The organism is Streptomyces sp. BR123 (assembly GCF_013401435.1).
GTDB lineage: Bacteria > Actinomycetota > Actinomycetes > Streptomycetales > Streptomycetaceae > Streptomyces.
The window spans coordinates 31023-53165 of record NZ_JACBGN010000017.1; the positions used below are offsets into that span (position 1 = coordinate 31023).

Genomic DNA, 22143 nt, shown 5'->3' on the forward strand with positions numbered 1-22143 from the left:
TAGCTTGCTGTCATGGCCTCCAGGACGACGCACCGCGTACTCGACACCCGTTCACTGAACCGTGCCACGCTCGCCCGGCAGCTACTCCTCAGCCGCGCCGAGATGCCCGCGTTGGACGCCGTCGCGCACCTGCTCGGGCTCCAGGCGCAGAACGTGAAGCCCCCGTACTTCCAGCTGCACGCACGGCTCGCCGGGTTCCGGCCTGATGAGCTCGCCGGGCTGATGGAGTCCCGCCGGGTGGTCCGGATGGTCACCATGCGCTCCACCATTCACACGCACACCGCCGCGGACGCCCTCACCCTGCGGCCCCTCGTCCAGGCCCCCCGCGACCGGGAGCTGGGGAACTTCCGCAAGGGCCTCCTCGGCGTGGACCTCGAACGGCTCACCGGGCTCGCCCGCGCGTTCGTCGAGGCCGAGCCGCGCACCATGGGCGAGATCCGCGAGGAGCTGCTGAAGCACTGGCCCGATGCCGAGCCGCAGGCGCTGTCCGTCGCCGCGCGCTGCCGGCTGCCGCTCGTGCAGGTCACGCCGCGCGGGGTGTGGGGGCGCCGCGGGCAGGTGCGGCTCACCACCGTCGGGTGCTGGCTCGGCGGCGAAGCGTCGGATGCAGAGGCAGAAGTGTCCGGTGCGGGGGTGGACGGGCTCGTGGTGCGGTATCTGCGTGCGTTCGGGCCCGCCTCCGTCAAGGACATGCAGGTGTGGGCCGGGCTCACCCGTCTGCGGGAATCCTTCGAGCGGCTGCGGCCGCAGCTGTCCGTCTTCCGCGACGAGAACGGCGTCGAGCTGTTCGATGTGCCCGATGCGCCCCGACCGCCGGCCGACACCCCGGCGCCGCCCCGCTTCCTGCCCGAGTTCGACAACCTCCTGCTCTCGCACGCCGACCGTACGCGAGTGGTACCCGCCGACCTCAAAGGCCGTAGCTGGGCGGGCAATCAGGCGTATTGCACGCTCCTCCTCGACGGGTTCCTCGCCGGCCTGTGGCGGCTGGACGACGCCGGCCGGCTCACCGTCGAACTCTTCGGAAGGGCCACCCGGCAGGAGAAGGACGCCATTGCGGCCGAAGGGGAGCGGATGCTCGTCGACATGGCCGGGGGCGCGGGCGGGGCGGGCTCCGTCCGCTTCGGGTCAATCCACGGCTGACCCGGCTCTGGTGGGGCGTGCTGCCAGCACGGCACGATGCCCCTCATGACGCACAACACCGTCGAGAATGCAGGGGCGGCGGCCGGGAACGGCGGCGGCGCCGCCGGGTTCCGTGCCGCGCGGGACTTCCTCCTCGCCCACCGCGAGGACTACGGGGGCGCCCGCGCCGGCTTCGCCTGGCCGCGGCCCGAGCGCTTCAACTGGGCCGAGGACTGGTTCGACCACCTCGCCCACGGCGACGCCGGCACCGCCGACGCGCTCCGCATCGTCGAGGAGGACGGCACGAGCCGCGGCCTCTCCTTCCGGGAGCTGTCCGAACGCTCCTGCTCCGCCGCCAACTGGCTGCGCGAGCAGGGGGTCGCGGCCGGCGACCGGGTCCTCGTCATGCTCGGCAACCAGCGCGAACTGTGGGAGGTCATGCTCGGTGCGATGCGGCTGCGCGCCGTCGTCATCCCCGCCACCCCGCTGCTCGGCCCGGCCGACCTGCACGACCGCATCGAACGCGGCCGCGTACGCCACGTCATCGTGCGCGCCGAGGACACCGCCAAGTTCGACGGCGTCCCGGGCAACTACACGAGGATCGCCGCGGGAGCGCAGGTGCCCACCGGCTGGCGGCGCCTGGAGGACATGTACCGGGCCGACCGGGCCTTCACCCCGGACGGCGCGACCCTCGCCGGCGACCCGCTGATGCTGTACTTCACCTCCGGGACGACCGCCCGCCCCAAGCTCGTCGAGCACACCCACGCCTCGTACCCGATCGGGCACCTGTCCACCATGTACTGGCTCGGGCTGCAGCCCGGCGACGTGCACCTCAACATCGCCTCGCCCGGTTGGGCCAAGCACGCCTGGTCCAACCTCTTCGCCCCGTGGAACGCCGGCGCCACCGCCTTCGTGTACAACTACACCCGCTTCGACGCGGAGCGGCTGATGGCGGAGATGGACCGGCACGGCGTGACCACCTTCTGCGCCCCGCCCACCGTGTGGCGGATGCTGATCCAGTCCGATCCGGGGAAGCTGCGCAACCCGCCGCGCGAGGCGGTCGCCGCCGGCGAGCCCCTCAACCCCGAGGTCATCGCGAAGGTCCGCGACGCGTGGGGCGTCACCATCCGCGACGGATTCGGCCAGACCGAGACGACCCTCCAGATCGGCAACTTCCCCGGGGCGCGGGTGAAGCCCGGCTCGATGGGGCGGCCCGCGCCCGGATACGAGATCGTCCTCCTCGACCCGGTCACCGGCAAGGTCTCCCCGGACGAGGGCGAGGTCTGCGTGGACCTCGGCCCGCGCCCGGCCGGGGTGATGACCGGCTACCGCGACGACGAGGAGCGCACCGCCGAGGCCATGGCGGACGGGCTCTACCGCACGGGCGACATCGCCGCGCGCGACGCGGACGGCTACCTCACCTACGTCGGGCGCTCCGACGACGTCTTCAAGGCCTCCGACTACAAGATCAGCCCGTTCGAGCTGGAGAGCGCGCTGCTGGAGCACGAGGCCGTGGCGGAGGCCGCCGTCGTACCGGCCCCCGACCCGCTGCGGCTGGCCGTGCCGAAGGCGTACGTCGCGCTCGCCGCCGGCTGGGAGCCGGGGCCGGAGACGGCGCGGGCGCTGTTCGCGCACTCCCGCGCGGTGCTCTCCCCGTACAAGCGGATCCGCCGCATCGAGTTCGCGGAGCTCCCGAAGACCGTGTCCGGCAAGATCCGCCGGGTGGAGCTGCGGGAGCTGACCGCGGCGGGCTCGGGAGCGGAGTACGACGAGGCAGAGCTGGGCTGAGGCCGAGCTGGGCTGAGGTCGACCCGGCTGAGGCCGGCGGGCGGGACCTGCCGCGGCCGGTACCGCCCGCCCGTAAGCGCGTGCGTGCGTACGCGGCTACGCCGGCAGGTGCGCCTCGATCGCGGCGATGACCTCGTCGGACTCGGGCTCGGTACGCGGGCGGAACCGCGCGACGACCTCACCGGCGGGGGAGATCAGGAACTTCTCGAAGTTCCACTGGACGTCACCCGCCTCGCCGTCCGCGTCCGGGGTCTTCACCAGCTCGCGGTACAGCGGGTGCCGGTTCTCGCCGTTGACCTCGGACTTCTCCAGCATCGGGAAGGTCACCCCGAAGCCGGTCGCGCAGAACGTCCGGATGTCCTCGGCGGTGCCGGGCTCCTGCTCGCCGAACTGGTTGCAGGGCACTCCGATGACGGTGAAGCCCTTCTCCTCGTACTTGAACTGGAGCCGCGCCAGGCCCGAGTACTGCGGGGTGAGGCCGCACTGCGATGCGGTGTTCACCAGCAGGATCACCTTGCCCTTGTGGGCACCGAGGCTGGTGGGCTCGTCGGACAGGGTGGTCAGCGGGATGTCGTACAGGCTCATCGGGCTCTCCTCGGCAGGGCAGGTCGCGGCCAGCGGATATCGCCTCCGAGCGTACGTCCCGGCCGGAGGGGGCCGGGGTCAGGCCCCCGCGGCGACGAGTGCGTCCGCGGGGTCGTTGAGCGGCTGGGGCATGCCCGTGAGGTCCATGACGAAGAGCGGTATCCGCAGCTCGTCGGCGCGGGCGCGGGCCTCCTGCGTGTATCCGGCGAGTGCGAAGTAGACGGCGGCCGCCGAGGCCGTCAGCCCGTTCAGCCAGACGCACTCCACCGCCCGCAGCCCGGCGGGCGCGGTGGTCGGGTCCACCTGGGCGACGAGGCCGGGAGCCCGCAGGTCCACGGCTGCCGTGGGGATCGGGCGGCCGTCGGGTTGGCGGACGTCCCGGAAGCCGAGCCAGCGCAGGTAGAGCGCGGCCGTGGCCACCGCGTCCCGGGCGGTGCGGATGGCCATCGGGCGGAAGGGCGGCCGAGGCGCCCGCGGCGCCGGCGCTGCTCCGCCGGGCTGCTGCGGGCGGTACGGGCCCGCCGGGCCGGTGGCCCGCAGCGGATGGGCGGCCGACAGGGAGCCGTCGGCGGCGGAGGCGCCGTCGGCGCCGGGGGCGGACGGTGACGTGGCGGCGTTCGGGGAGCCGGCCGTCGCCGCCTCGGGAGCCCCGGCCGGGATGTTCGACGCCGCCCGGGTGTCCGCCGCCTGGGAGTCGGCTGCTCGGGAGTCGGCTGCTCGGGAGTCGGCCCGGGAGTCGGTTGCTCGGGAGTCGGCCGATCGGCCGTCCGCAGACTGGAGATCCGCTGACCGGTGGTCCGCAGACCGGAAATCCGCCGCTCGGGAGTCGCCCGACCGGAGGTCCGCAGGTCGGAGGAGGTCCGCCGACCGGGAGCCGGGGCCCCGGAAGTCCGTGTCGAAGCCGGAGGCCTGCCGGTCCGCCGCCTCCGATGCTTCGGCAGGCCCCGGCGGCCCTGGCGACGCAGGCGGCCTCATCCGCCCCAGCAGCCCCCTCGCCTCCTCCAGCCCCACCGGATCCAAGGGATGCACCGGAATCCGGACCACCGTCCCGCACGAGCCGCAGCCCATCTCGGGCTGCGGCCACTCGCTCACCAGTCCGCAGACCCCGCACCGCGCAGCCACCCACGAGTCCGACCAGGTCCGGTGCTCCAGCGGCACGGGCGGCGCCGTCAGGTCCAGCGGCAGGGCGGCCGGGCTCCCGCAGGCGCAGGGGAACACCGGGGCGGCGTAACTGCTCTCGTCCAGGCACACCGGACAGCGCACCGGCACCGCTTCCCTCATGGACCCCGACCCCCTCCGTCGCTGTGCGTGGATCCATGGTCCACCACCTGCGACCGCCGCCGCGACGGCCTCGGCGATTTTCCGTCCTGCCGAACTCCATTTGTGCAACCCGCATCCACGGGACGCGGCTTTTGGTGGGTTCCGGGGTGCCGAACCGCCTTGACGCACACGAAGCGGCCCCCTTAGTTTGTTTCGCATAACAGAATATGACTTCCGCATTGCGGAAGTAGTCTGACCGCCGGACCGCCAGGAGTACTCGATGCCCCGTATGACAGCCGCAGCCGCCGCCGTGGAGATCCTCAAGCGCGAGGGTGTCGCGCAAGCGTTCGGCGTGCCCGGCGCTGCGATCAACCCGTTCTACCGAGAGCTCAAGAACGTGGGCGGCATCAACCACACCCTCGCCCGCCACGTCGAGGGCGCCTCGCATATGGCCGAGGGCTACACCCGGGCCAAGGCGGGCAACATCGGTGTCTGCATCGGCACCTCCGGCCCCGCCGGCACCGACATGATCACCGGCCTGTACTCCGCGATCGCCGACTCGATCCCGATCCTCTGCATCACCGGCCAGGCCCCGGTGTCCAAGCTCCACAAGGAGGACTTCCAGGCCGTCGACATCGCGGCGATCGCGAAGCCCGTCACCAAGGCCGCGACCACCGTCCTGGAGGCCGCGCAGGTCCCCGGCGTCTTCCAGCAGGCGTTCCACCTGATGCGCTCCGGCCGCCCCGGCCCGGTCCTGATCGACCTCCCGATCGACGTCCAGCTGACCGAGATCGACTTCGACCCCGAGACCTACGAGCCGCTGCCGGTCTACAAGCCGTCCGCGACCCGCGCCCAGATCGAGAAGGCGATCCGCTTCCTGCGGGAGTCCGAGCGCCCGCTGATCGTCGCCGGCGGCGGCATCATCAACGCCGACGCCTGCGAGCTGCTGGTCGAGTTCGCCGAGCTGACGGGCGTCCCGGTCATCTCCACCCTGATGGGCTGGGGCACCATCCCGGACGACCACGAGCTGGCCGCCGGCATGGTCGGCGTCCAGACCGCCCACCGCTACGGCAACGCGACGTTCCTGGAGTCGGACTTCGTCCTGGGCATCGGCAACCGCTGGGCCAACCGCCACACCGGCTACAACATGGACGCCTACACCGAAGGCCGCACGTTCGTCCACGTCGACATCGAGCCGACCCAGATCGGCAAGATCTTCGCCCCGGACTACGGCATCGCCTCCGACGCCAAGGCCGCGCTGGAGCTGTTCATCGAGGTCGCCAAGGAGCTCAAGGCCGAGGGCGGGCTGCCGGACTTCTCCGCCTGGGCCGCCTCCGCGCAGGAGCGCAAGGCCACCCTGCAGCGCCGCACGCACTTCGAGAACATCCCGATGAAGCCGCAGCGCGTCTACGAGGAGATGAACAGGGCCTTCGGCCCGGAGACCCGCTACGTCACCACCATCGGCCTCTCCCAGATCGCGGCCGCCCAGTTCCTGCACGTCTACAAGCCGCGCCACTGGATCAACTGCGGCCAGGCCGGCCCGCTCGGCTGGACCATCCCGGCCGCCATCGGCGCCGCCACCGCGGATCCGCAGACCCCGATCGTCGCCCTCTCCGGCGACTACGACTTCCAGTTCATGATCGAGGAGCTGGCGGTCGCCGCCCAGCACGAGGTCCCCTACGTCCACGTCCTCGTGAACAACGCCTACCTGGGCCTGATCCGCCAGGCGCAGGGCAATCTGGGCATCAACTTCGAGGTCAACCTGGAGTTCGACAACATCAACACCCCCGAGCTCGGCGGCTACGGCGTCGACCACGTCAAGGTCGCCGAGGGCCTGGGCGTCAAGGCCATCCGCGTCACCGACCCGGAGGAGCTCGGCGCGGCCTTCGAGCAGGCCAAGAAGCTGGCCGCCGAGCACCGGGTCCCGGTCGTCGTCGAGGCCATCCTGGAGCGCATCACGAACATCGCGATGAGCAAGACCGTCGACATGAGCGACGTCACCGAGTTCGAGGAGCTCGCCACCGAGCCCGGCCACGCCCCGACCGCCATCAAGGCCCTGAAGGTCTGATCGGCCTGCCTGACCGGAAGGTCGGGCGGGAACGGTACGCGAACGGCCCCCGCCCCTCCCGCGAGGAGGGACGGGGGTCGTTCGCGTGCGGACGTGCGTCCTACCGGCGGGGGCCGAGCTCCGCCTCGACCGCGCCGGCCAGCAGCTCGCGGGCCCGCGTCACGTCGAGCGAACCGCTCAGCCAGCGCCCGCTGAGCCCCTCCACGAGGGCGGTCAGCCGCTCGGCGACGTCCAGCGGCTCGACCCGCGGATCGGCCAGGCCGACCGCCTGCGCGTCCGCGACGAGCTCGGCGGTGTCCCGGACCCAGTCGCCGGTGGACCCGACGAGGTTCGCGCGCAGACTGGCGTCGAAGACGGCACTGGCCCGCAGCTCGCCCCAGGCGATGCTGTTGTCGCGGACCGCGTCGGTCTCCTGGAGCTCGCTCAACAGCAGTCGCAGCAGGGCGTCCCGGACGTCCTGCGCGCCCCCCAGCGCCTCCTCCGTGTAGCCGACGGCGCGGTCGTTGACAAAGGCGAGGGTGCGTTGGACCAGCCCCGCGCGGTCCTTGAAGTGGTAGTAGATCAGCGCGGTGGACACGCCGGCCTCGGCGGCCAGGTCCTCGACGCGGAGTCCCCTGATGCCGCTGCGCGCAATGACGCGTACGGCTGCTTCCAAGATCAACGCCTGGCGGTCGGTCACGGTCGAGTGCTACCCCTCGGACGATCGGCTCTGACTGATCATTCAGTCAGCAGTCACGATAGCGCCGTGCCGTCCTGACCGAATTCCCGGTCAGGCGCTGCCCGGCCGACCGGGAATCCGGTCAGGCACGCAGGTCCTCGACCTGCACCGACAGCTGCGTCCGCGCCGCGGCCAGCCGTACGAGGAGGTCCGCGGCCGACCGTCCCGCCGCCGCGAACCTCCCCCGGGCAAGGCGAAGCGCCGGGTTCACGGGACCGTCCGTGAACCCGGCGCTTCGGGTGTGACCGCCCGACGGTGCGAGGCTGGCGCGACAGGACGTTCGCACCGCCGGGCGGAGTGTGGGGGAGGGAGGTGGTGTTCCCGGTCCGTGCGGGGGACCCTGTGCGCGGCCCCTGCGCGGCCGCGGAGAGCGGCGGGGGACCGTGGCGGTCGGCGACGGGCACTCCGGCTCCGTCTCCCTCAGGTCAAGAGACGGGCCTTGGTGCCCATGACCACCGCACTGGCTCGCACGCCCGCCACGGTCCTCACGCGGCGCCGGCCCCATGGGTCGGCGCGGTCTGCCCGTACTGCGGACCACCCCTCATCCGGGTCCGCAGTACGGGCCCGGCACCCGGAGCCGGACCTCCCGCCCGGCTCCCGGCGCAGCTTGCGGCTCTCAGCCCTCGCGCAGTGCGCGGACGGCCTCCTCGACGCGCTTGCCGTAGTCGGCGTCCGCGGCGTGGAAGTGAGCCAGGTTCTTCTCGATGACGTCCTCGCGGGAGACCTGGGAGAGGCCGCCGGCGATGTTCGCCACCAGGCGCTCCTTCTCGGCCTCCGACATCAGGCGGTAGAGCTCGCCGGCCTGGAAGAAGTCGTCGTCCTTGGTGTGGAGCGGGGCCGGGTGGGTGCCCGTGTAGCCGGAAACGGCCTTCGGCGCGCCGAGGGCGAGGCCGGTCTCGGCCGGGCCCCGGTACGAGTTGGGCTCGTAGTTCTTGTCGGTACGGGCGCCGTTGCGGGTGGCCATGAAGCCGTCGCGGCCGTAATTGTCCGCCGCGGTCCCCTTCGGGGCGTTGACCGGCAGCTGGGTGTGGTTCACGCCGAGGCGGTAGCGCTGGGCGTCGGCGTACGCGAACAGGCGGCCCTGGAGCATCTTGTCAGGGGAGGCGGTGATGCCCGGGACGAAGTTGTTCGGGGAGAAGGCGGACTGCTCGACCTCGGCGAACACGTTGTCCGGGTTGCGGTCGAGGACCAGGCGGCCCACGCGCTGCAGCGGGTAGTCGCCGTGCGGCCACACCTTCGTCAGGTCGAACGGGTTGAAGCGGTAGTCCGCGGCCTCGGCGGCCGGCATGATCTGGACGTAGAGGGTCCAGGACGGGTACACGCCGCGCTCGATGGCCTGGAGCAGGTCGGTCTGGTGCGAGTTGGCGTCCTTGCCCGCGAGTTCGGCGCCCTGCTCGGAGGACAGGCAGCGGATGCCCTGGTTCGTCTTGAAGTGGTACTTGACGAAGAAGGCCTCGCCCTTGTCGTTCGTCCACTGGTAGGTGTGCGAGCCGTAGCCGTTCATGTGGCGGTACGAGGCCGGTATGCCGCGGTCGCCCATCAGCCAGGTGATCTGGTGCGTCGCCTCGGGTGCGTGCGCCCAGAAGTCCCAGACGTTGTCCGCCTCCTGCCTGCCCGTGAACGGGTCGCGCTTCTGGGAGTGGATGAAGTCGGGGAACTTGATCGGGTCCTTGATGAAGAACACCGGGGTGTTGTTGCCGACGAGGTCGTAATTGCCCTCTTCCGTGTAGAACTTCAGCGCGAAGCCGCGCGGGTCGCGGACCGCGTCGGCGCCGCCGAGCGAGTCGGCCACGGTGGAGAACCGCAGGAAGGTCTCGGTCTTCTTGCCGACCGTGTCGAGGAAGGCGGCGCTGGTGTAGGTGGTGACGTCGTCGGTCACCTCGAAGTAGCCGTACGCAGCCGAGCCGCGCGCGTGCACCACACGCTCCGGGATGCGCTCACGGTTGAAGCGGGCGAGCTTCTCGAGGAGCTGCTGGTCCTGGATCAGGAGCGGGCCACCGACGCCGGCGGTGGCGGAGTTCTGGTTGTCGGCGACCGGGGCGCCGGACTCGGTCGTCAGCGTGCGCTTCGACATGGTGACCTTCCGTACGGGAAACTGCTGACGGAAAGCGTTTTCCGTCATGCGGAACAGCCTAGGATTGGGCCGATCGCAGCGTCAACAGTTTGTTGAACAAACGTGGAGAGAGGTGATCCGGACGGTGCCGGCGCCTGGGCGCGACAGGACAGTTGTCGGCACCGGCACCGTCCGGAAACTCGGACCCCCGGTGGCAGGGGGGAGGGTGGCCCGCTCGGCCAGGCCGTCGGATCCGTCAGGCCCGTCGGATCCGTCAGGCCCTTCAGGCCCGTCGGGCCCGTCAGACCCGGTCGCCGGAGAGGCGCTCGACGGCGCGCAGCAGGGCCGAGTGGTCCAGGCCGCCGTCGCCTTGGGCGCGCAGCGAGGCGACGAGCTGGGCGACGACCGTGCCGACCGGGAGGGCCGCACCGACATTGCGGGCGGCGTCGGTGACGATGCCCATGTCCTTGTGGTGCAGGTCGATCCGGAAGCCGGGCCTGAAGTCGCGGTTCAGGAAGTTGTCCTTCTTGCGGGTCAGCACGGTGGAGCCGGCCAGGCCGCCGTTCAGGACGTCCAGGGCGGCCGCCAGGTCCACGCCGGACTTCTCCAGGAAGACCACGGCCTCGGCGCACGCCTGGATGTTGACGGCGACGATGAGCTGGTTGGCGGCCTTGACCGTCTGGCCGGAGCCGTGCGGGCCGCACAGGACGATGGTCCTGCCGAGGGCCTGGAGGATCGGCAGGGCCGCGTCGAAGTCGGCCTGCTCGCCGCCCACCATGATCGACAGTACGGCCTCGATCGCGCCGGCCTCACCGCCGGAGACGGGGGCGTCGATGACGCGGATGCCCTTCTCCTCGGCGTTCTTCGCCAGGTCGACGGAGGTCTGCGGGGTGATCGACGACATGTCGATGACCAGCGCGCCGGACCTCGCGTTCTCCAGGATGCCTTCGGGGCCGTAGGCGATGGCCTCGACCTGCGGGGAGGCCGGCACCATCGTGATGATCACATCGGCGTCCTCGACGGCCTCGGCGATGGAGCCCGCCGCGGTGCCGCCGGCCGCCGCGAGGCGGTCCAGCTTGTCCTGCTCCAGGGTGTAGCCGGTGACCGCGTAGCCGGCCTTCAGCAGGTTCTCGGACATGGGGGAGCCCATGATGCCGAGACCGATCCACGCAATCTTGGGGAGGTCGTTGCTCATTGTGACGGGGTCCTTCTCTGAAAAGCTCTGGAAGCTGCGTACGAAAAGTGGCGGGCGAGCCCGGGGGAAACTCCGGACTTCGTCCTCTTGTGTGCGGCTACCGGGCGGCTGTGCGGCTACCGGGCGGCGCGGGCCCCGGCCGGCAGCCAGTCGAAGGACGCGGCGGCGTTCCCGGCCTTGTACTCCAGGCCGACGAAGCCCCGGTAGCCGGCCTTCTCCAGCTGGTCGAGGAGGTTCTCCAGGGGCAGTTCGCCGGTGCCCGGGGCGCCCCGGCCCGGCTTGTCCGCGATCTGGACGTGGCCGGTCTTGGCGGCGTACTTTTCGATGACCTCCGAGGGGTCCTCGCCGTTCATCGCCAGGTGGTAGAGGTCCAGCAGGAGCTTGGCGTTCCCGAGGCCGGTCGCCTCGTTCACCTTGTCCACGACCTCGATCGCGGACGGCGCGCTCACCAGCGGGTAGAGCGGCGACTCGGGCTTGTTCAGCGTCTCGATCAGCAGGATCGCGCCGATCCGGTCCGCGGCGCGGGCCGCGATCGCCAGGTTCTCCAGGGCGAGTTCGTCCTGGACGGCCGGGTCCACACCCTCGACACGGTTGCCGTAGAGCGCGTTCAGCGCCCTGCAGCCGACGGAGGCGGCGAAGCCCGCCGCGACCTCGATGTTGGCGCGGAACCGGTCCGACTCCTCGCCGGGTACGGAGACCGCGCCGCGGTCGGGGCCGGGGAGCCGCCCCGCGTAGAAGTTCAGGCCCACCAGCCGGGTGCCCGCGTCCTCAAGGGCCTTCTTGAGGGCGTCGAGCTCCTCCTGGGCAGGGGTGGGGGTGTCGATCCAGGGCCACCACAGCTCGACCGCGGTGAAGCCCGCCGCCGCGGCGGCCGCGGGGCGCTCCAGAAGCGGGAGTTCCGTGAAGAGGATCGACAGGTTCACATCGAAGCGCTGGTCCGTGTATCCCATGAGGGCGTGCGCTCCTTCCGTATTGCGGAAGTTTCTTTCTGCTTGATGGAAGACTGCATGGGCCGCCAGGGGGATGTCAAGTGGGGCCTGCCGGAATTTCGGTACCTCGGGGTAGCTTGACCAGGTGCGATTGAGAGTGGAGTTCACGACCGAGCCCTTCGACCTCGAAGAGGCACCCGCCCATGCCGTGGCCGCGCGCGAGGTCATCCAGAAGGCGCAACTGGACGCGGTCGACGTCGGCCCGTTCGGCAACACCGCCGAGGGCGAGGCCGGCGAGGTGCTCCAGGCGGTGTCCGCGCTGCTGCGGGACTCGCTGCGGGCCGGGGCCACCCGCGTCTCCCTCCAGGTGAACGTGATCAGAGAGGGCCTCGAATGACCGAGCCTCGCGACCACCCGTTCGTCGCCGCGGTCAAGCCGCTGGTGGACGCGATGGGCGGGGTGCTGATGGATCCCTCCCAGGCCGAGCCCGACGACGTCGTGCTCGCCTGGGAGGGGCGGGACGTGCTCGCCGTGCGCCTGCCGCAGCTGGGCGAGTCCCTGGACCGCATCCTCGCGGCGCTGGAGCGCCGCCACGGAATGCCTCTGGCGCAGCTGGACCGGAAGGCCAAGCAGGACGTCGTCCGGATACTGGAGGCGCGCGGCGCCTTCACCGTGCGCCACGGCGTCGAGACCGTGGCGAGTGCCCTCGGCGTCAGCCGCTTCACCGTTTACAACTACTTGAACAGGGAAAATCCCAACAAAAACAACCAGGGGTGAAACGGTCGTCACCCGTGGCCACGAGCCGCCGCCCGAATCAACCGGACGGCGGCTTTTGTGTCGGGGAAATTTCAACAAAGTGTTGACGTCGTGTTGCCGAGGGCGTTAGCTATGCGCAGCCCGTCAAGCAATCAGGCCACAGGCCACAGGCCAGAGGCCGCAGGCCACGGAGGCTTCCCGTGACTTCGAGTCCGACCCCGGGGCTTTCCCGGTTCAACGCCCTGGACGATGCAGCGGCCGCGGCCGAACTGCACGAGGTGTGCGCCAGCGCGGCCTGGGGCAGCAAGGTCCTCGCCCAACGCCCCTTCGCCGGCACCCCCGCTCTCTTCGCCGCGAGCGACGCCGCCATGGCGGAGCTCACCACGGCGGACCTGGAGGAGGCCATGGCCGGCCACCCCCCGATCGGCCGGCCGAAGCCGGGCGACCCGACCTCCGCCCGCGAGCAGCGGGGCATGGCCGGCGCCTCCGAGGAGCTCAGGGCCGAACTGCTCGAACTCAACCTGGCCTACCAGGAGAAGTTCGGGCACGTCTTCCTGATCTGCGCGACCGGTGCGACCGGTGAACAGATGCGGGACGCGGTCGAGGTCCGGATCCGCAACACCGCCGAGGTCGAGCGGGAGATCGCCCGCGGAGAGCTCGTCAAGATCAACCGGATCCGTCTGAGCCGCCTCGTCGAAGGAGAGTGACACGGCACATGAGCACCGAAACCACCGCATCGGTGTCCACCCACATCCTGGACACCAGCGTCGGCCGCCCCGCCGAGGGCGTCGCCGTCTCGCTCACGGCCCGCAGCGGCCGCGACGCCGAGTGGACGGCCCTGGGCGGCTCGGCCACCGACGCCGACGGGCGTTGCAAGGACCTGCCGGCATTGCCGGAGGGCACCACCCACGTACGCCTCGACTTCGACACCGAGGCGTACTTCGCCAAGAAGCAAGCCGCCGAGGCGCAGCAGGACGCCCCCCGCGTAAGGGACAGCGGTGCGTTCTTCCCCGAGGTGACCGTCACGTTCGCGGTCGACCCGGGTGAGCACTACCACGTACCGCTGCTGCTCAACCCGTTCGGCTACTCCGTTTACCGAGGGAGCTAGCAGACCATGCCCACGATTCTCGGCCAGAACCAGTACGGCAAAGCAGAGAACCGCGTCGTCAGGATCACGCGGGACGGCGACACCCACCACATCAAGGACCTGAACGTCTCGGTCGCCCTCTCCGGCGACATGGACGACGTCCACTACTCCGGCTCGAACGCGAACGTCCTGCCGACGGACACGACCAAGAACACGGTGTACGCGTTCGCCAAGGAGTACGGCATCGAGTCCGCCGAGCAGTTCGGCATCCACCTGGCCCGCTGGTTCGTGGGCAGCCAGGAGCCGATCTCCCGGGCGCGCATCCGCATCGAGGAGTACGCCTGGGAGCGGATCCAGACCTCGGACGCGAACTCCAGGTTCATCGGCGCCGACGAGGTCAAGCACTCCTTCGTCCGCAAGGGCCAGGAGACCCGCGTCACCCAGGTCACGTACGACGGCAGCGACTGGGAGGTCATCTCCGGCCTCAAGGACCTGATCGTCATGAACTCCACGAACTCCGAGTTCTGGGGGTACGTGAAGGACAAGTACACGACCCTCCAGGAGGCGTACGACCGCATCCTGGCCACCCAGGTGTCGGGCCGCTGGCGGTTCAACTGGACCGACGACGAGCAGCGGATGCCCAACTGGGAGAAGTCCTACGAGGCGACGAAGAAGCACATGCTGGAGGCCTTCGCGGAGACCTACTCCCTCTCCCTGCAGCAGACGCTGTACCAGATGGGCTCGCGCATCATCAACCACCGCCCGGAGATCGACGAGGTCCGCTTCTCGCTCCCGAACAAGCACCACTTCCTCGTCGACCTGGAGCCCTTCGGCCTCAAGAACGAGAACGAGGTGTACTTCGCCGCGGACCGCCCTTACGGCCTGATCGAGGCAACGATCCTGCGGGACGGCGCCGACGCGCGCATCCCGGTGGACCTGACCAACCTCTAGGCCCGGCCGGCACCCGGTGTCCCGGGGGCCCCGCAGTGGCCCCGGGACCCGGCCCTCCGGATCCACCCGCAACACCTTCGAACTTTCCGAACTCGGCACCCGGAGCATCACACGGGGCGGCAGTACTGTCAGCTGCCAGGCCCCCGGTTTCGGCACTCAAATCCCCTGGGTCCTGCCGTGCCCGCACCGCCACCGAAAGCACGAGGAAGCTCCCATGGCAGCCACTGACAGCGAGACCCGGCGCACCGTCATCGAGAACTGTGCGATCGCGACCGTCGACGCGAACGACACCGAGTACGCCTCCGGGCACATCGTCATCGCCGGGAACAGGATCGAGGCCGTCGGCGCGGGCGACGCCCCCGGGAACCTCGCCGACGTCGTACGCCGCATCGACGGCACGGGCCACCTCGTGACCCCCGGTCTGGTCAACACGCACCACCACTTCTACCAGTGGATCACCCGCGGCCTGGCCACCGACCACAACCTCTTCAACTGGCTCGTCGCCCTGTACCCGACCTGGGCGCGCATCGACGAGCAGATGGCGTACTCGGCCGCGCAGGGCTCCCTGGCCGCGATGGCGCGCGGCGGTGTCACCACCGCGATGGACCACCACTACGTGTACCCCAAGGGGGCCGGCGACCTCTCGGGGGCGATCGTCCGCGCCGCGTCCGAGATGGGCGTCCGCTTCACCCTGGCCCGCGGCTCCATGGACCGCAGCGAGAAGGACGGCGGCCTGCCGCCGGACCACGCCGTCGAGACCCTCGAAGGAGCCCTCGCCGACACCGAGGCGACCGTCAAGAAGTTCCACGACGGGTCCTTCGACTCGATGACCCAGGTCGCCGTCGCCCCGTGCTCCCCCTTCTCGGCCTCCACCGAACTGCTCAGGCAGGGCGCCGAGCTGGCGCGCCGCCTCGGCGTGCGCATGCACACCCACGGCAGCGAGACGGTCGAGGAGGAGAAGTTCTGCCACGAACTCTTCGGCATGGGCCCGACCGACTACTTCGAGTCCACCGGCTGGCTCGGCGAGGACGTGTGGATGGCGCACAGCGTCCACATGAACGACTCCGACATCGCCGCCTTCGCCCGCACCAGGACCGGTGTCGCGCACTGCCCGTCCTCCAACGCCCGCCTGGCCGCCGGCATCGCCCGCGTCCCGGACATGCTCGCCGCCGGCGTCCCGGTCGGCCTCGGCGTGGACGGCACCGCCTCCAACGAGTCCGGCGAGCTGCACACCGAGCTGCGCAACGCGCTGCTGATCAACCGTCTGAACCCGGTGCACCGCGAGGCCGCGCTGAACGCCCGCCAGTCGCTGCGCCTCGGTACGTACGGCGGCGCGCAGGTCCTCGGCCGCGCCGACAACATCGGCTCCCTGGAGGTCGGCAAGCTCGCCGACCTGGTGCTGTGGAACCTCAGCACGTTCCTGCACTCCTCGATCGCCGACCCGGTCACCGCCCTCGTCTTCGGCGCGGCCGCCCCGGTCACCGCGTCGTTCGTCAACGGCAGGCAGATCGTCGAGAACAACCGGCTGCTCACCGCGGACGAGGACGCCATCGCCCGCTCCACGCGGGACGAGGCCCAGCGCCTCGCGCGCATCGCCGCGCAGGGCTGAACCCCCACCGGCTCCGGCCGGGGGGGACGGCCCCCGGCCGGCGGCCGCGGACCCGAGCGGGGTCCGCGGCTCCCGTTCCCGGGCGGCACCGACGGCTTGCCCGAGGTGCCCCCGGGGTCGGTGACGGCGGCGCTTGCCACCGCCTGACCTGACGCGCGTACGGCGGAACGACTCGGGCGAATCGTTTCTGCGCTTCTCTTCTTTCGACGTGCACCGCTTTCACACCACCTCCTTGACACCCACGTCCCCGCCGACGTGTCCAACCGACCGGAGGAAGCCGTGGCCCAGGCGCCCAGGTTTCGCAAAGATGCAGTCGCAGTACCGGGGGAGAAGCATCCGGTCGACGAGACCCCGCCCCCGCTGAAGACGTTCACCAGCGGCCTCCAGCACGTGGCCGCCATGTACGCCGGCGTCGTCGCCCCACCCATGATCGTCGGCCCGGCCGTCGGACTCTCCGCCGAGGACACCGCCTTCCTGATGGGCGCCTCCCTCTTCACCGCCGGCCTCGCCACCCTGCTCCAGACCCTCGGCTTCTGGCGCATCGGAGCCAAGCTCCCCTTCGTCAACGGGGTCTCCTTCGCCGGCGTCACCCCGATGATCGCCATCGGCAAGGACCAGGGCGCCGACGCCGTCCCCGTCATCTTCGGCGCGATCATCATCGCCGGACTGCTCGGCTTCCTGGCCGCCCCCTACTTCGGCAGGCTCGTCCGCCTCTTCCCGCCGGTGGTCACCGGCACGGTCATCACCCTCATCGGCGTCTCCCTCCTGCCGGTCGCCTTCAACTGGTCCCAGGGCGGCAACCGCAACGCCGCCGACTACGGCTCCGTGCAGAACATCGGCATGGCCGCCGCCACCCTCCTCGTGGTCCTGCTGCTCCGCAAACTGCTGCGCGGCTTCCTCCAGCAGATCTCCATCCTGCTCGGCCTGGCCGCCGGCACCCTCGCCGCGATCCCGCTCGGCATGGTGGACACCGAGGCCCTGCGCACCGCCGACCTGGTCGGCTTCCCCGCGCCCTTCCACTTCGGCGCCCCGCAGTTCCAGGTCGCCGCGATCGTCTCCATGTGCATCGTGATGCTCGTCTGCATGACCGAGTCCACCGCCGACATCCTGGCCCTCGGCAGGATCGTCGACCGGCCGGCGGACGCCCGGACCATCGAGGGCGGGCTGCGCGCCGACGCCCTCGGCAGCGCGCTGAGCCCCCTGTTCAACGGGTTCATGTGCAGCGCCTTCGCCCAGAACATCGGGCTCGTGGCCATGACCAAGGTGCGCAGCCGGTTCGTCGTCGCCGCGGGCGGAGGCATCCTGATCCTGCTCGGCCTGTGCCCCCTGGCCGCCTCGGTCATCGGCGTGGTCCCGCTGCCGGTCCTCGGCGGCGCCGGCATCGTGCTCTTCGGGTCGGTCGCGGCCAGCGGCATCCAGACCCTGGCGGGCGCGGCCATGGAACGCGGCGAGAACGCACTGATCGTCGCCGCGTCGGTCGGCGTGGGCCTGATCCCGATCGCCGCCCCGGACTTCTACCACGCCTTCCCCAAGGACCTGCTCGTCGTCCTGGACTCCGGCATCAGCACCGGCTGCGTGGCGGCCATCCTCCTCAACCTGGCCTTCAACCACCTCGGCCACCGGCGGACCGGGGCCGCCGAGGGCTGCCCGGAGCCGGTGCCCGCGCAGTGAACCCTGTCCGGTGCGGCGCCGGTGCGCCGAAGGTGCGCACGCCACCCGCTGAGGGAGTGGCGTGCCCACCCGTCGGCGCGCCGGCGCCGCACCGTGCCGCGTACGGGGGCGGCGCGGACTCCCGGCCTCAGCCCTGATCCGGGGCGAAACCGCGCCGGACGGCCGTGATGGCGGCGAGGAGACCGGACACGGAGCAGTCCAGGCGGGCGCCCGCCACGGGATCGAAGTCGCGGACGCTCCCGGCCGCGCCGGCGATGTCCGACGGGGGGAAGCTCCAGCCTTCCAGGACGCGGCTCCAACCCGCCTCCACCCGGGCCCGCACGCCGTCCTCGGAGGCCACCCGCAGCCAGCCCGTGTACTGGTCGGAGAAGTCGAAGGGCAGGAACGCCGTCCCGCCGGCCCGCCCAGGTATCCCCGCCACCTGCTCCTCCCACTGTTCGAGGAGCCTTGCGATCCGCCGGGTGAGGTCCCCGCGCGCCGTCGGGGCGTCATCGACGGACAGGTAGTACGAGTCGCACACCTGCCGCCACGCGCCGAGCCGCAGGAGCAGGTCGCCGCCGCGCCCGCGTCGGCCGTCGGTGCGTTCGAAGTGCAGTGCGACACGGTCCACACCGGAGAGCCTCACCGTGCCGGAGGCACCACCGCGTGCCGGAGCCGACCGGACCGCCCGGCGCCCGCCCCCCGCGCACGGGGCCGGGCAGTGCCTCCGGTTCCGAGACGGCCGCCGTGCGCAGGCTCCGCTCGATGTGCTCCACGACCTCCGAGCCGATCTCCCGCCGGACCGACTCCCCCTCACCCCGCGCGGAGGGGCGGATCGTCTCGACGGCCGCGGACGGCGCTGCTATGCAAGGGAGGTGACTGATGACCCGATAGCCGACGCCCCCTTCGACGCGCTCCTCTGCGACTTCGACAACGTGATCCGCTTCTACGATCCGGGTCTGCTCCCGGAGCTGGAGCGGCGGGCCGGACTGGCAGCGGGCACGACCGCGCAGGTGGCCTTCGCGCCCGGCCGGGACCTGCCGCTGCTCCTGGGCGAGATCACCAAGCGGCAGTGGGTGGAGTCCATCGTGCTGGGCCTGACCGAGTGCGTGCCGGAGCCGGTCGCCCGCGAGTTGGGCACGGCGTTCGCCGAGCTGCCGTTCCGGGCCGACGAGGCGGTGGTGGCGCTGCTCCGCCGCGTACGGGCGCACATGCCCCTGGTGCTCGTGACGAACGCGACCGAGGAACTGGAGGCGGACCTGGTGACGCTGGGGCTGGCGGACCTCGCGCACCACGTCGTCAGCAGTGCCCGGGTGGGAGTCGCCAAGCCGGACCGCCGGATCTACGAGATCGCGGCCGAACGGGCCGGTGTCGCCGTGCAGCGCTGCCTGTTCGTCGACGACCGGGCCGAGAACGTCGAGGCCGCGGTCGCGATCGGCATGACGGGCGTGCACTACCGCGAACTCGCCGACCTCAGTGCGGTGCTGGGCTTCCTGCCGCCCGGCTGACATCGCGGCCGCGGGCGCGCGCACAGCCCCGTTGCCCGTTTCCCCCGGTGGACGCCCGACCGACCGCGGGGCTGCGGGACCGCGGGCACCGGGACCGCGGGGCGCCCGTCGCGCCTCGTGCTCAGCCCCGCGCGGAGCCGTGGGGCTACCGGGCGTCCCCGGCAGCGCCGACGTCGGTACCGGTACGGGTACCGGACTCCGCCGGTCCCTGCCACAGCATCAGGTTGCTCATCAGTTCCGCCTGTTCGACGGCGTCGTCGAGGGCGTGGTGGGTGTGGCGGCGGCGGGAGCGGAGCTCGGCCGGCATCCGGCCCTTGACGGCGGCGCGCAGCGGGACCCGCGCCTTCGCCGCGTACAGGGTCTTCATGTCCAGGCAGCCGGAGTGTCCGAAGGGGCTGTCGCCACCGAACCGCATGAGGTACCAGTACAGGAAGGTCCAGTCGAAGGAGGCCGGATAGCCGCACATCACCGGCTGCGCCCCGGCGGTCTCGGCCACCGCGCGCACCCACCCGCGGAAGGCGGCCATGGCCGCGCCCGGGTCGGTGCCCTCCCGCAGCAGCCGGTCCCGGTCCAGGCCGCTGACGGCCAGGGCCTCCGGGTCGTACCGGTCGCTGATCGGCCGCAGTTCGCGGTAGAAGGTCCGCTGCTCGGGGTCGGCGGCCGTGTACACGGTGCCGTCCTGCCGTCCGGCGACGGCGGCACCGAAACTGATCATGGAGTAGGGGCCGGGGATCGGGCCGTCGGCCTCGATGTCGACGGAGATGTAGATGCTGGGACGTGCGGTGCGGGCTGCCATGCGCCGAGCATGCCAGCCCGCACCGCGGAAGATCACCCGGATTTCGGGTCCTACGGGACCGGGGTGAGGTACATGCCGGTCTGGTCCGCGCCGGCGGTGTTCTTGCAGCCGACGCTCGACGTGCCGCTCCGGCCGACGGCCAGGGCCAGGCAGCGGCCCAGCGCGAGCTGGCCGAAGTAGTTCGGGTGCATGGACTCCTGGACCGGCCCCTGCGTCTCGCTGCTGTCGATCCAGCGCGCCCACTCGCTGGTCTTCGCCGACGCCGGCGCCGCGGTGGTGACCTGCTTGCTCGCCTTGGCGCACACCTCGCGCCCCTGCATCATGTCCCGCAGGTCCAGGAACTGCACGCCCTTCTCCGCCGCGACCGCCTTGAGGCGGTTCGCGATCTGCGGGACGAGGGAGTCCCGCGCCCAGTCGGAGTCCCGGTTCCAGAAGGGGCAGCCGCCGGTGTTCAGGCGGCTCCAGTCGCTCTGGAGGTACCGGTTCTCCGCACCGCGCGGGATCGGCGACGGGTAGGACTGCAGCACGATGCGGTACGCGGAATCGCCGTAGCCGGCGGCGCGCATCACGGCCCGGATCTCGTCCACGGACTTGGCGACGTCCGCCATCACGCCGTCGATCCTCTGGTCCACGCCGTACTGCTGGTCGTCGTGGCAGTACGAGTTCCAGATCACGAAGTCGAGCGCGCAGTCCTTGATGATGTCGGCGAAGCCGAGGTCGTTGCCTCCGATGGACAGGGCTATGACCTTGACGTCGTTGCTCGCGGCGACGGCGGCGAGCCGGTCGGCCTGCGGGGCCTCGCCCTTGAAGGGGACGCCGCCGCTGACGGAGCGGAAGACGTTCGCGGTGGTGGCACCGGAGCAGGCCAGGTTGACGGCCACGTCGGCGATCGCCCCGGCGCTCTTGACCTCGGCCGAGTCGGAGCGGTGGCATCCGCCCGCGGTGGCGCCGTATACCTTCGACGGGTCGTAGACGCTGCCGCTGACCCAGGCCCGGTCGGTGCCGGTGCGGTTGCCCGAGTTGGTGAGGCTGTTGCCCTTCCAGCGCCCGGCCTCGCCGGAGATGTAGCTGTCGCCCATGGACACCACGGCGGTGGGCCCGGTCCCGGGGGCGGCGGCCGCGGTCCCGGAGGGGGCGAGGACGAGTGCACCGGCGGCGAGCGGCAGGGCCAGCCCGGCCCCGGCCAGCCGTCGCACCCGACGGCGTGTCCTGTCCTTGCTGGCATAGCGGAATCCGGTCACGACGGAACTCCTGCGGTAGGCCATGCCGGAGCCGGAGCGCGAGAGAACTCCGGGGCATGGCTGGGGAAGTGGGGGACACCGCCGGCCGGTGGCACGGGAAAGGTGACACGCACTGGCTTGTTACCGCTAGGTAGCCGCAGATTACGATGGCGTAACGACCGACCGGTCGTTCGGCAGCCCCTGTTCCGCTTCGCGGGACGCGGAACTCCCCGCGCGCCGCCCCGCCGCGCCCGGTACGGTCACCCGACGGGACCAGAGGAGATACGGGGGGTGAGGGCGGTGCGGCGGAGGTACGGCCAACGGGTGCTCACCCTGGTCCAAGCGCGCGGTGGGGCGCGGGACTTCGAGTGGGCCGCGGCGGAGTCCGGGATGCGGGGGTGGCCCGTCGTGGCCGGGTTCGGCCGGGGCGAGGGGGCGTACGCCGGAGTCCTTGCCGCCGATTCCGGGGCGCCCGTTCTGCGTCGAAGTCCGCTTCTTCGGGGGCGCAACCGCCGTACGGAGCAGGCCGCGGGCCGGCGGATCGGTGCTCGCGAAGACGGCCGCAGATGCCTCACCGCTGCGGTCGCGGCGACCGTTGCCGGCCTCTGGCTGCCGGTGCGTCAGTGGCCCGCGTGGGCGCAGTGGCCGACGGCCACCGCGCCTCACGCGGCGCCCCTGGCAACCGGCCCGGCCGTCGCCTCCGGTTCCGTATTCCACGGGCTGTACGCGGACGGCCTCGACCTCACCCCGGACGAACCGGACCGTGCCCGGCCTGTGGCAGGTCGCGGCGGGGGTGAGGCCGGCCGACCGTTCCCCTGGCCGGGCTCAACGGGCCCCGACCCCACCCCTGT

At 71.4% G+C, this 22143-nt stretch carries 20 protein-coding genes and 1 pseudogene; 11 read left to right on the top strand and 10 right to left on the bottom strand.

Features of this window, described 5'->3' with window-relative positions; genetic code table 11:
- Window positions 1-12 precede the first annotated feature (12 nt).
- Window positions 13-1140 carry a winged helix DNA-binding domain-containing protein gene (locus HYE82_RS04895; RefSeq protein ID WP_179172667.1) on the top strand — a complete coding sequence of 376 codons (1128 nt, stop codon included), beginning with the start codon at window positions 13-15 and terminating at the stop codon, window positions 1138-1140.
- A 45-nt stretch (window positions 1141-1185) separates the two neighbouring features.
- Window positions 1186-2907, top strand: a complete 1722-nt coding sequence (locus HYE82_RS04900) for an AMP-binding protein (protein ID WP_179172668.1) — start codon at window positions 1186-1188, stop codon at window positions 2905-2907.
- Window positions 2908-3003: 96 nt separating this feature from the next.
- Here the strand turns inward: HYE82_RS04900 and HYE82_RS04905 are convergent, their stop codons facing one another.
- Both HYE82_RS04905 and HYE82_RS04910 read right to left on the bottom strand, forming a co-directional pair.
- Entirely contained in the window at window positions 3004-3492 is a 489-nt protein-coding gene (locus HYE82_RS04905) for a glutathione peroxidase (protein WP_179172669.1), read from the bottom strand.
- Window positions 3493-3570: 78 nt separating this feature from the next.
- Window positions 3571-3960 (bottom strand): annotated as a pseudogene (locus tag HYE82_RS04910) (hypothetical protein); the annotation flags it as partial.
- A gap of 1072 nt (window positions 3961-5032) precedes the next feature.
- Here HYE82_RS04910 and gcl point away from each other — a divergent pair.
- Complete coding sequence (gene gcl / locus HYE82_RS04915) at window positions 5033-6820, top strand: glyoxylate carboligase (RefSeq protein WP_179172670.1); 1788 nt, start codon at window positions 5033-5035, stop codon at window positions 6818-6820.
- A 100-nt stretch (window positions 6821-6920) separates the two neighbouring features.
- On the opposite strand, the gene HYE82_RS04920 is transcribed toward gcl, so the two are convergent.
- From HYE82_RS04920 to HYE82_RS04935, 5 genes are all read right to left on the bottom strand, one after another.
- A complete protein-coding gene (locus tag HYE82_RS04920; protein WP_179172671.1) occupies window positions 6921-7499 on the bottom strand; it encodes a TetR/AcrR family transcriptional regulator in 579 nt (192 codons plus the stop codon).
- Between the two features lie 121 nt (window positions 7500-7620).
- Window positions 7621-7749 carry a hypothetical protein gene (locus HYE82_RS37695; RefSeq protein WP_256986925.1) on the bottom strand — a complete coding sequence of 43 codons (129 nt, stop codon included), beginning with the start codon at window positions 7747-7749 and terminating at the stop codon, window positions 7621-7623.
- A gap of 405 nt (window positions 7750-8154) precedes the next feature.
- On the bottom strand, window positions 8155-9612 hold the full coding sequence (locus HYE82_RS04925) for a catalase (protein WP_179172688.1): 1458 nt from the start codon (window positions 9610-9612) through the stop codon (window positions 8155-8157).
- Window positions 9613-9892: 280 nt separating this feature from the next.
- Window positions 9893-10786 (bottom strand): 2-hydroxy-3-oxopropionate reductase, encoded by an 894-nt coding sequence (locus tag HYE82_RS04930; protein ID WP_179172672.1) that lies wholly within the window; start codon window positions 10784-10786, stop codon window positions 9893-9895.
- 116 nt (window positions 10787-10902) lie between these two features.
- Window positions 10903-11736 carry a TIM barrel protein gene (locus HYE82_RS04935; RefSeq protein ID WP_179172673.1) on the bottom strand — a complete coding sequence of 278 codons (834 nt, stop codon included), beginning with the start codon at window positions 11734-11736 and terminating at the stop codon, window positions 10903-10905.
- A 124-nt stretch (window positions 11737-11860) separates the two neighbouring features.
- Here HYE82_RS04935 and HYE82_RS04940 point away from each other — a divergent pair, with 124 nt between their 5' ends.
- The 7 genes from HYE82_RS04940 (at window position 11861) to HYE82_RS04970 (ending at window position 17789) form a co-directional block, all read left to right on the top strand.
- Complete coding sequence (locus tag HYE82_RS04940) at window positions 11861-12112, top strand: thiamine-binding protein (protein WP_179172674.1); 252 nt, start codon at window positions 11861-11863, stop codon at window positions 12110-12112.
- Window positions 12109-12492 (top strand): helix-turn-helix domain-containing protein, encoded by a 384-nt coding sequence (locus HYE82_RS04945; protein ID WP_179172675.1) that lies wholly within the window; start codon window positions 12109-12111, stop codon window positions 12490-12492. Before HYE82_RS04940 ends, HYE82_RS04945 begins: the two co-directional genes overlap by 4 nt.
- A 179-nt stretch (window positions 12493-12671) precedes the next feature.
- On the top strand, window positions 12672-13178 hold the full coding sequence (uraD, locus tag HYE82_RS04950) for a 2-oxo-4-hydroxy-4-carboxy-5-ureidoimidazoline decarboxylase (protein ID WP_179172676.1): 507 nt from the start codon (window positions 12672-12674) through the stop codon (window positions 13176-13178).
- Between the two features lie 8 nt (window positions 13179-13186).
- On the top strand, window positions 13187-13579 hold the full coding sequence (gene uraH, locus HYE82_RS04955; RefSeq protein ID WP_179172677.1) for a hydroxyisourate hydrolase: 393 nt from the start codon (window positions 13187-13189) through the stop codon (window positions 13577-13579).
- A 6-nt stretch (window positions 13580-13585) separates the two neighbouring features.
- Complete coding sequence (gene pucL / locus HYE82_RS04960; protein ID WP_179172678.1) at window positions 13586-14509, top strand: factor-independent urate hydroxylase; 924 nt, start codon at window positions 13586-13588, stop codon at window positions 14507-14509.
- 214 nt (window positions 14510-14723) lie between these two features.
- Window positions 14724-16118 (top strand): 8-oxoguanine deaminase, encoded by a 1395-nt coding sequence (locus HYE82_RS04965; RefSeq protein ID WP_179172679.1) that lies wholly within the window; start codon window positions 14724-14726, stop codon window positions 16116-16118.
- Window positions 16119-16397: 279 nt separating this feature from the next.
- A complete protein-coding gene (locus HYE82_RS04970) occupies window positions 16398-17789 on the top strand; it encodes a nucleobase:cation symporter-2 family protein (RefSeq protein ID WP_309144197.1) in 1392 nt (463 codons plus the stop codon).
- Between the two features lie 127 nt (window positions 17790-17916).
- On the opposite strand, the gene HYE82_RS04975 is transcribed toward HYE82_RS04970, so the two are convergent.
- A complete protein-coding gene (locus tag HYE82_RS04975; RefSeq protein WP_179172681.1) occupies window positions 17917-18399 on the bottom strand; it encodes a hypothetical protein in 483 nt (160 codons plus the stop codon).
- 244 nt (window positions 18400-18643) lie between these two features.
- Here HYE82_RS04975 and HYE82_RS04980 point away from each other — a divergent pair, with 244 nt between their 5' ends.
- Entirely contained in the window at window positions 18644-19276 is a 633-nt protein-coding gene (locus HYE82_RS04980; RefSeq protein WP_179172682.1) for an HAD family hydrolase, read from the top strand.
- Between the two features lie 145 nt (window positions 19277-19421).
- Here HYE82_RS04980 and HYE82_RS04985 read toward each other — a convergent pair whose 3' ends face one another.
- Window positions 19422-20072, bottom strand: coding sequence for a 3'-5' exoribonuclease (locus HYE82_RS04985; RefSeq protein WP_179172683.1), 651 nt, complete (start codon window positions 20070-20072; stop codon window positions 19422-19424).
- A 50-nt stretch (window positions 20073-20122) separates the two neighbouring features.
- On the bottom strand, window positions 20123-21313 hold the full coding sequence (locus tag HYE82_RS04990; protein WP_309144196.1) for a GDSL-type esterase/lipase family protein: 1191 nt from the start codon (window positions 21311-21313) through the stop codon (window positions 20123-20125).
- Window positions 21314-22143: the final 830 nt, after the last annotated feature.

Bases quoted from the DNA above. Each gene is read 5' to 3' on its own strand.
- HYE82_RS04930 (WP_179172672.1), bottom strand. From the start codon at position 10,786: ATGAGCAACGACCTCCCCAAGATTGCGTGGATCGGTCTCGGCATCATG.
- HYE82_RS04895 (WP_179172667.1), top strand. From the start codon at position 13: ATGGCCTCCAGGACGACGCACCGCGTACTCGACACCCGTTCACTGAAC.
- HYE82_RS04935 (WP_179172673.1), bottom strand. From the start codon at position 11,736: ATGGGATACACGGACCAGCGCTTCGATGTGAACCTGTCGATCCTCTTC.
- HYE82_RS04945 (WP_179172675.1), top strand. From the start codon at position 12,109: ATGACCGAGCCTCGCGACCACCCGTTCGTCGCCGCGGTCAAGCCGCTG.
- HYE82_RS04905 (WP_179172669.1), bottom strand. From the start codon at position 3,492: ATGAGCCTGTACGACATCCCGCTGACCACCCTGTCCGACGAGCCCACC.
- HYE82_RS04965 (WP_179172679.1), top strand. From the start codon at position 14,724: ATGGCAGCCACTGACAGCGAGACCCGGCGCACCGTCATCGAGAACTGT.
- uraH (WP_179172677.1), top strand. From the start codon at position 13,187: ATGAGCACCGAAACCACCGCATCGGTGTCCACCCACATCCTGGACACC.
- pucL (WP_179172678.1), top strand. From the start codon at position 13,586: ATGCCCACGATTCTCGGCCAGAACCAGTACGGCAAAGCAGAGAACCGC.
- HYE82_RS04925 (WP_179172688.1), bottom strand. From the start codon at position 9,612: ATGTCGAAGCGCACGCTGACGACCGAGTCCGGCGCCCCGGTCGCCGAC.
- HYE82_RS04900 (WP_179172668.1), top strand. From the start codon at position 1,186: ATGACGCACAACACCGTCGAGAATGCAGGGGCGGCGGCCGGGAACGGC.
- HYE82_RS04985 (WP_179172683.1), bottom strand. From the start codon at position 20,072: ATGGCAGCCCGCACCGCACGTCCCAGCATCTACATCTCCGTCGACATC.
- gcl (WP_179172670.1), top strand. From the start codon at position 5,033: ATGCCCCGTATGACAGCCGCAGCCGCCGCCGTGGAGATCCTCAAGCGC.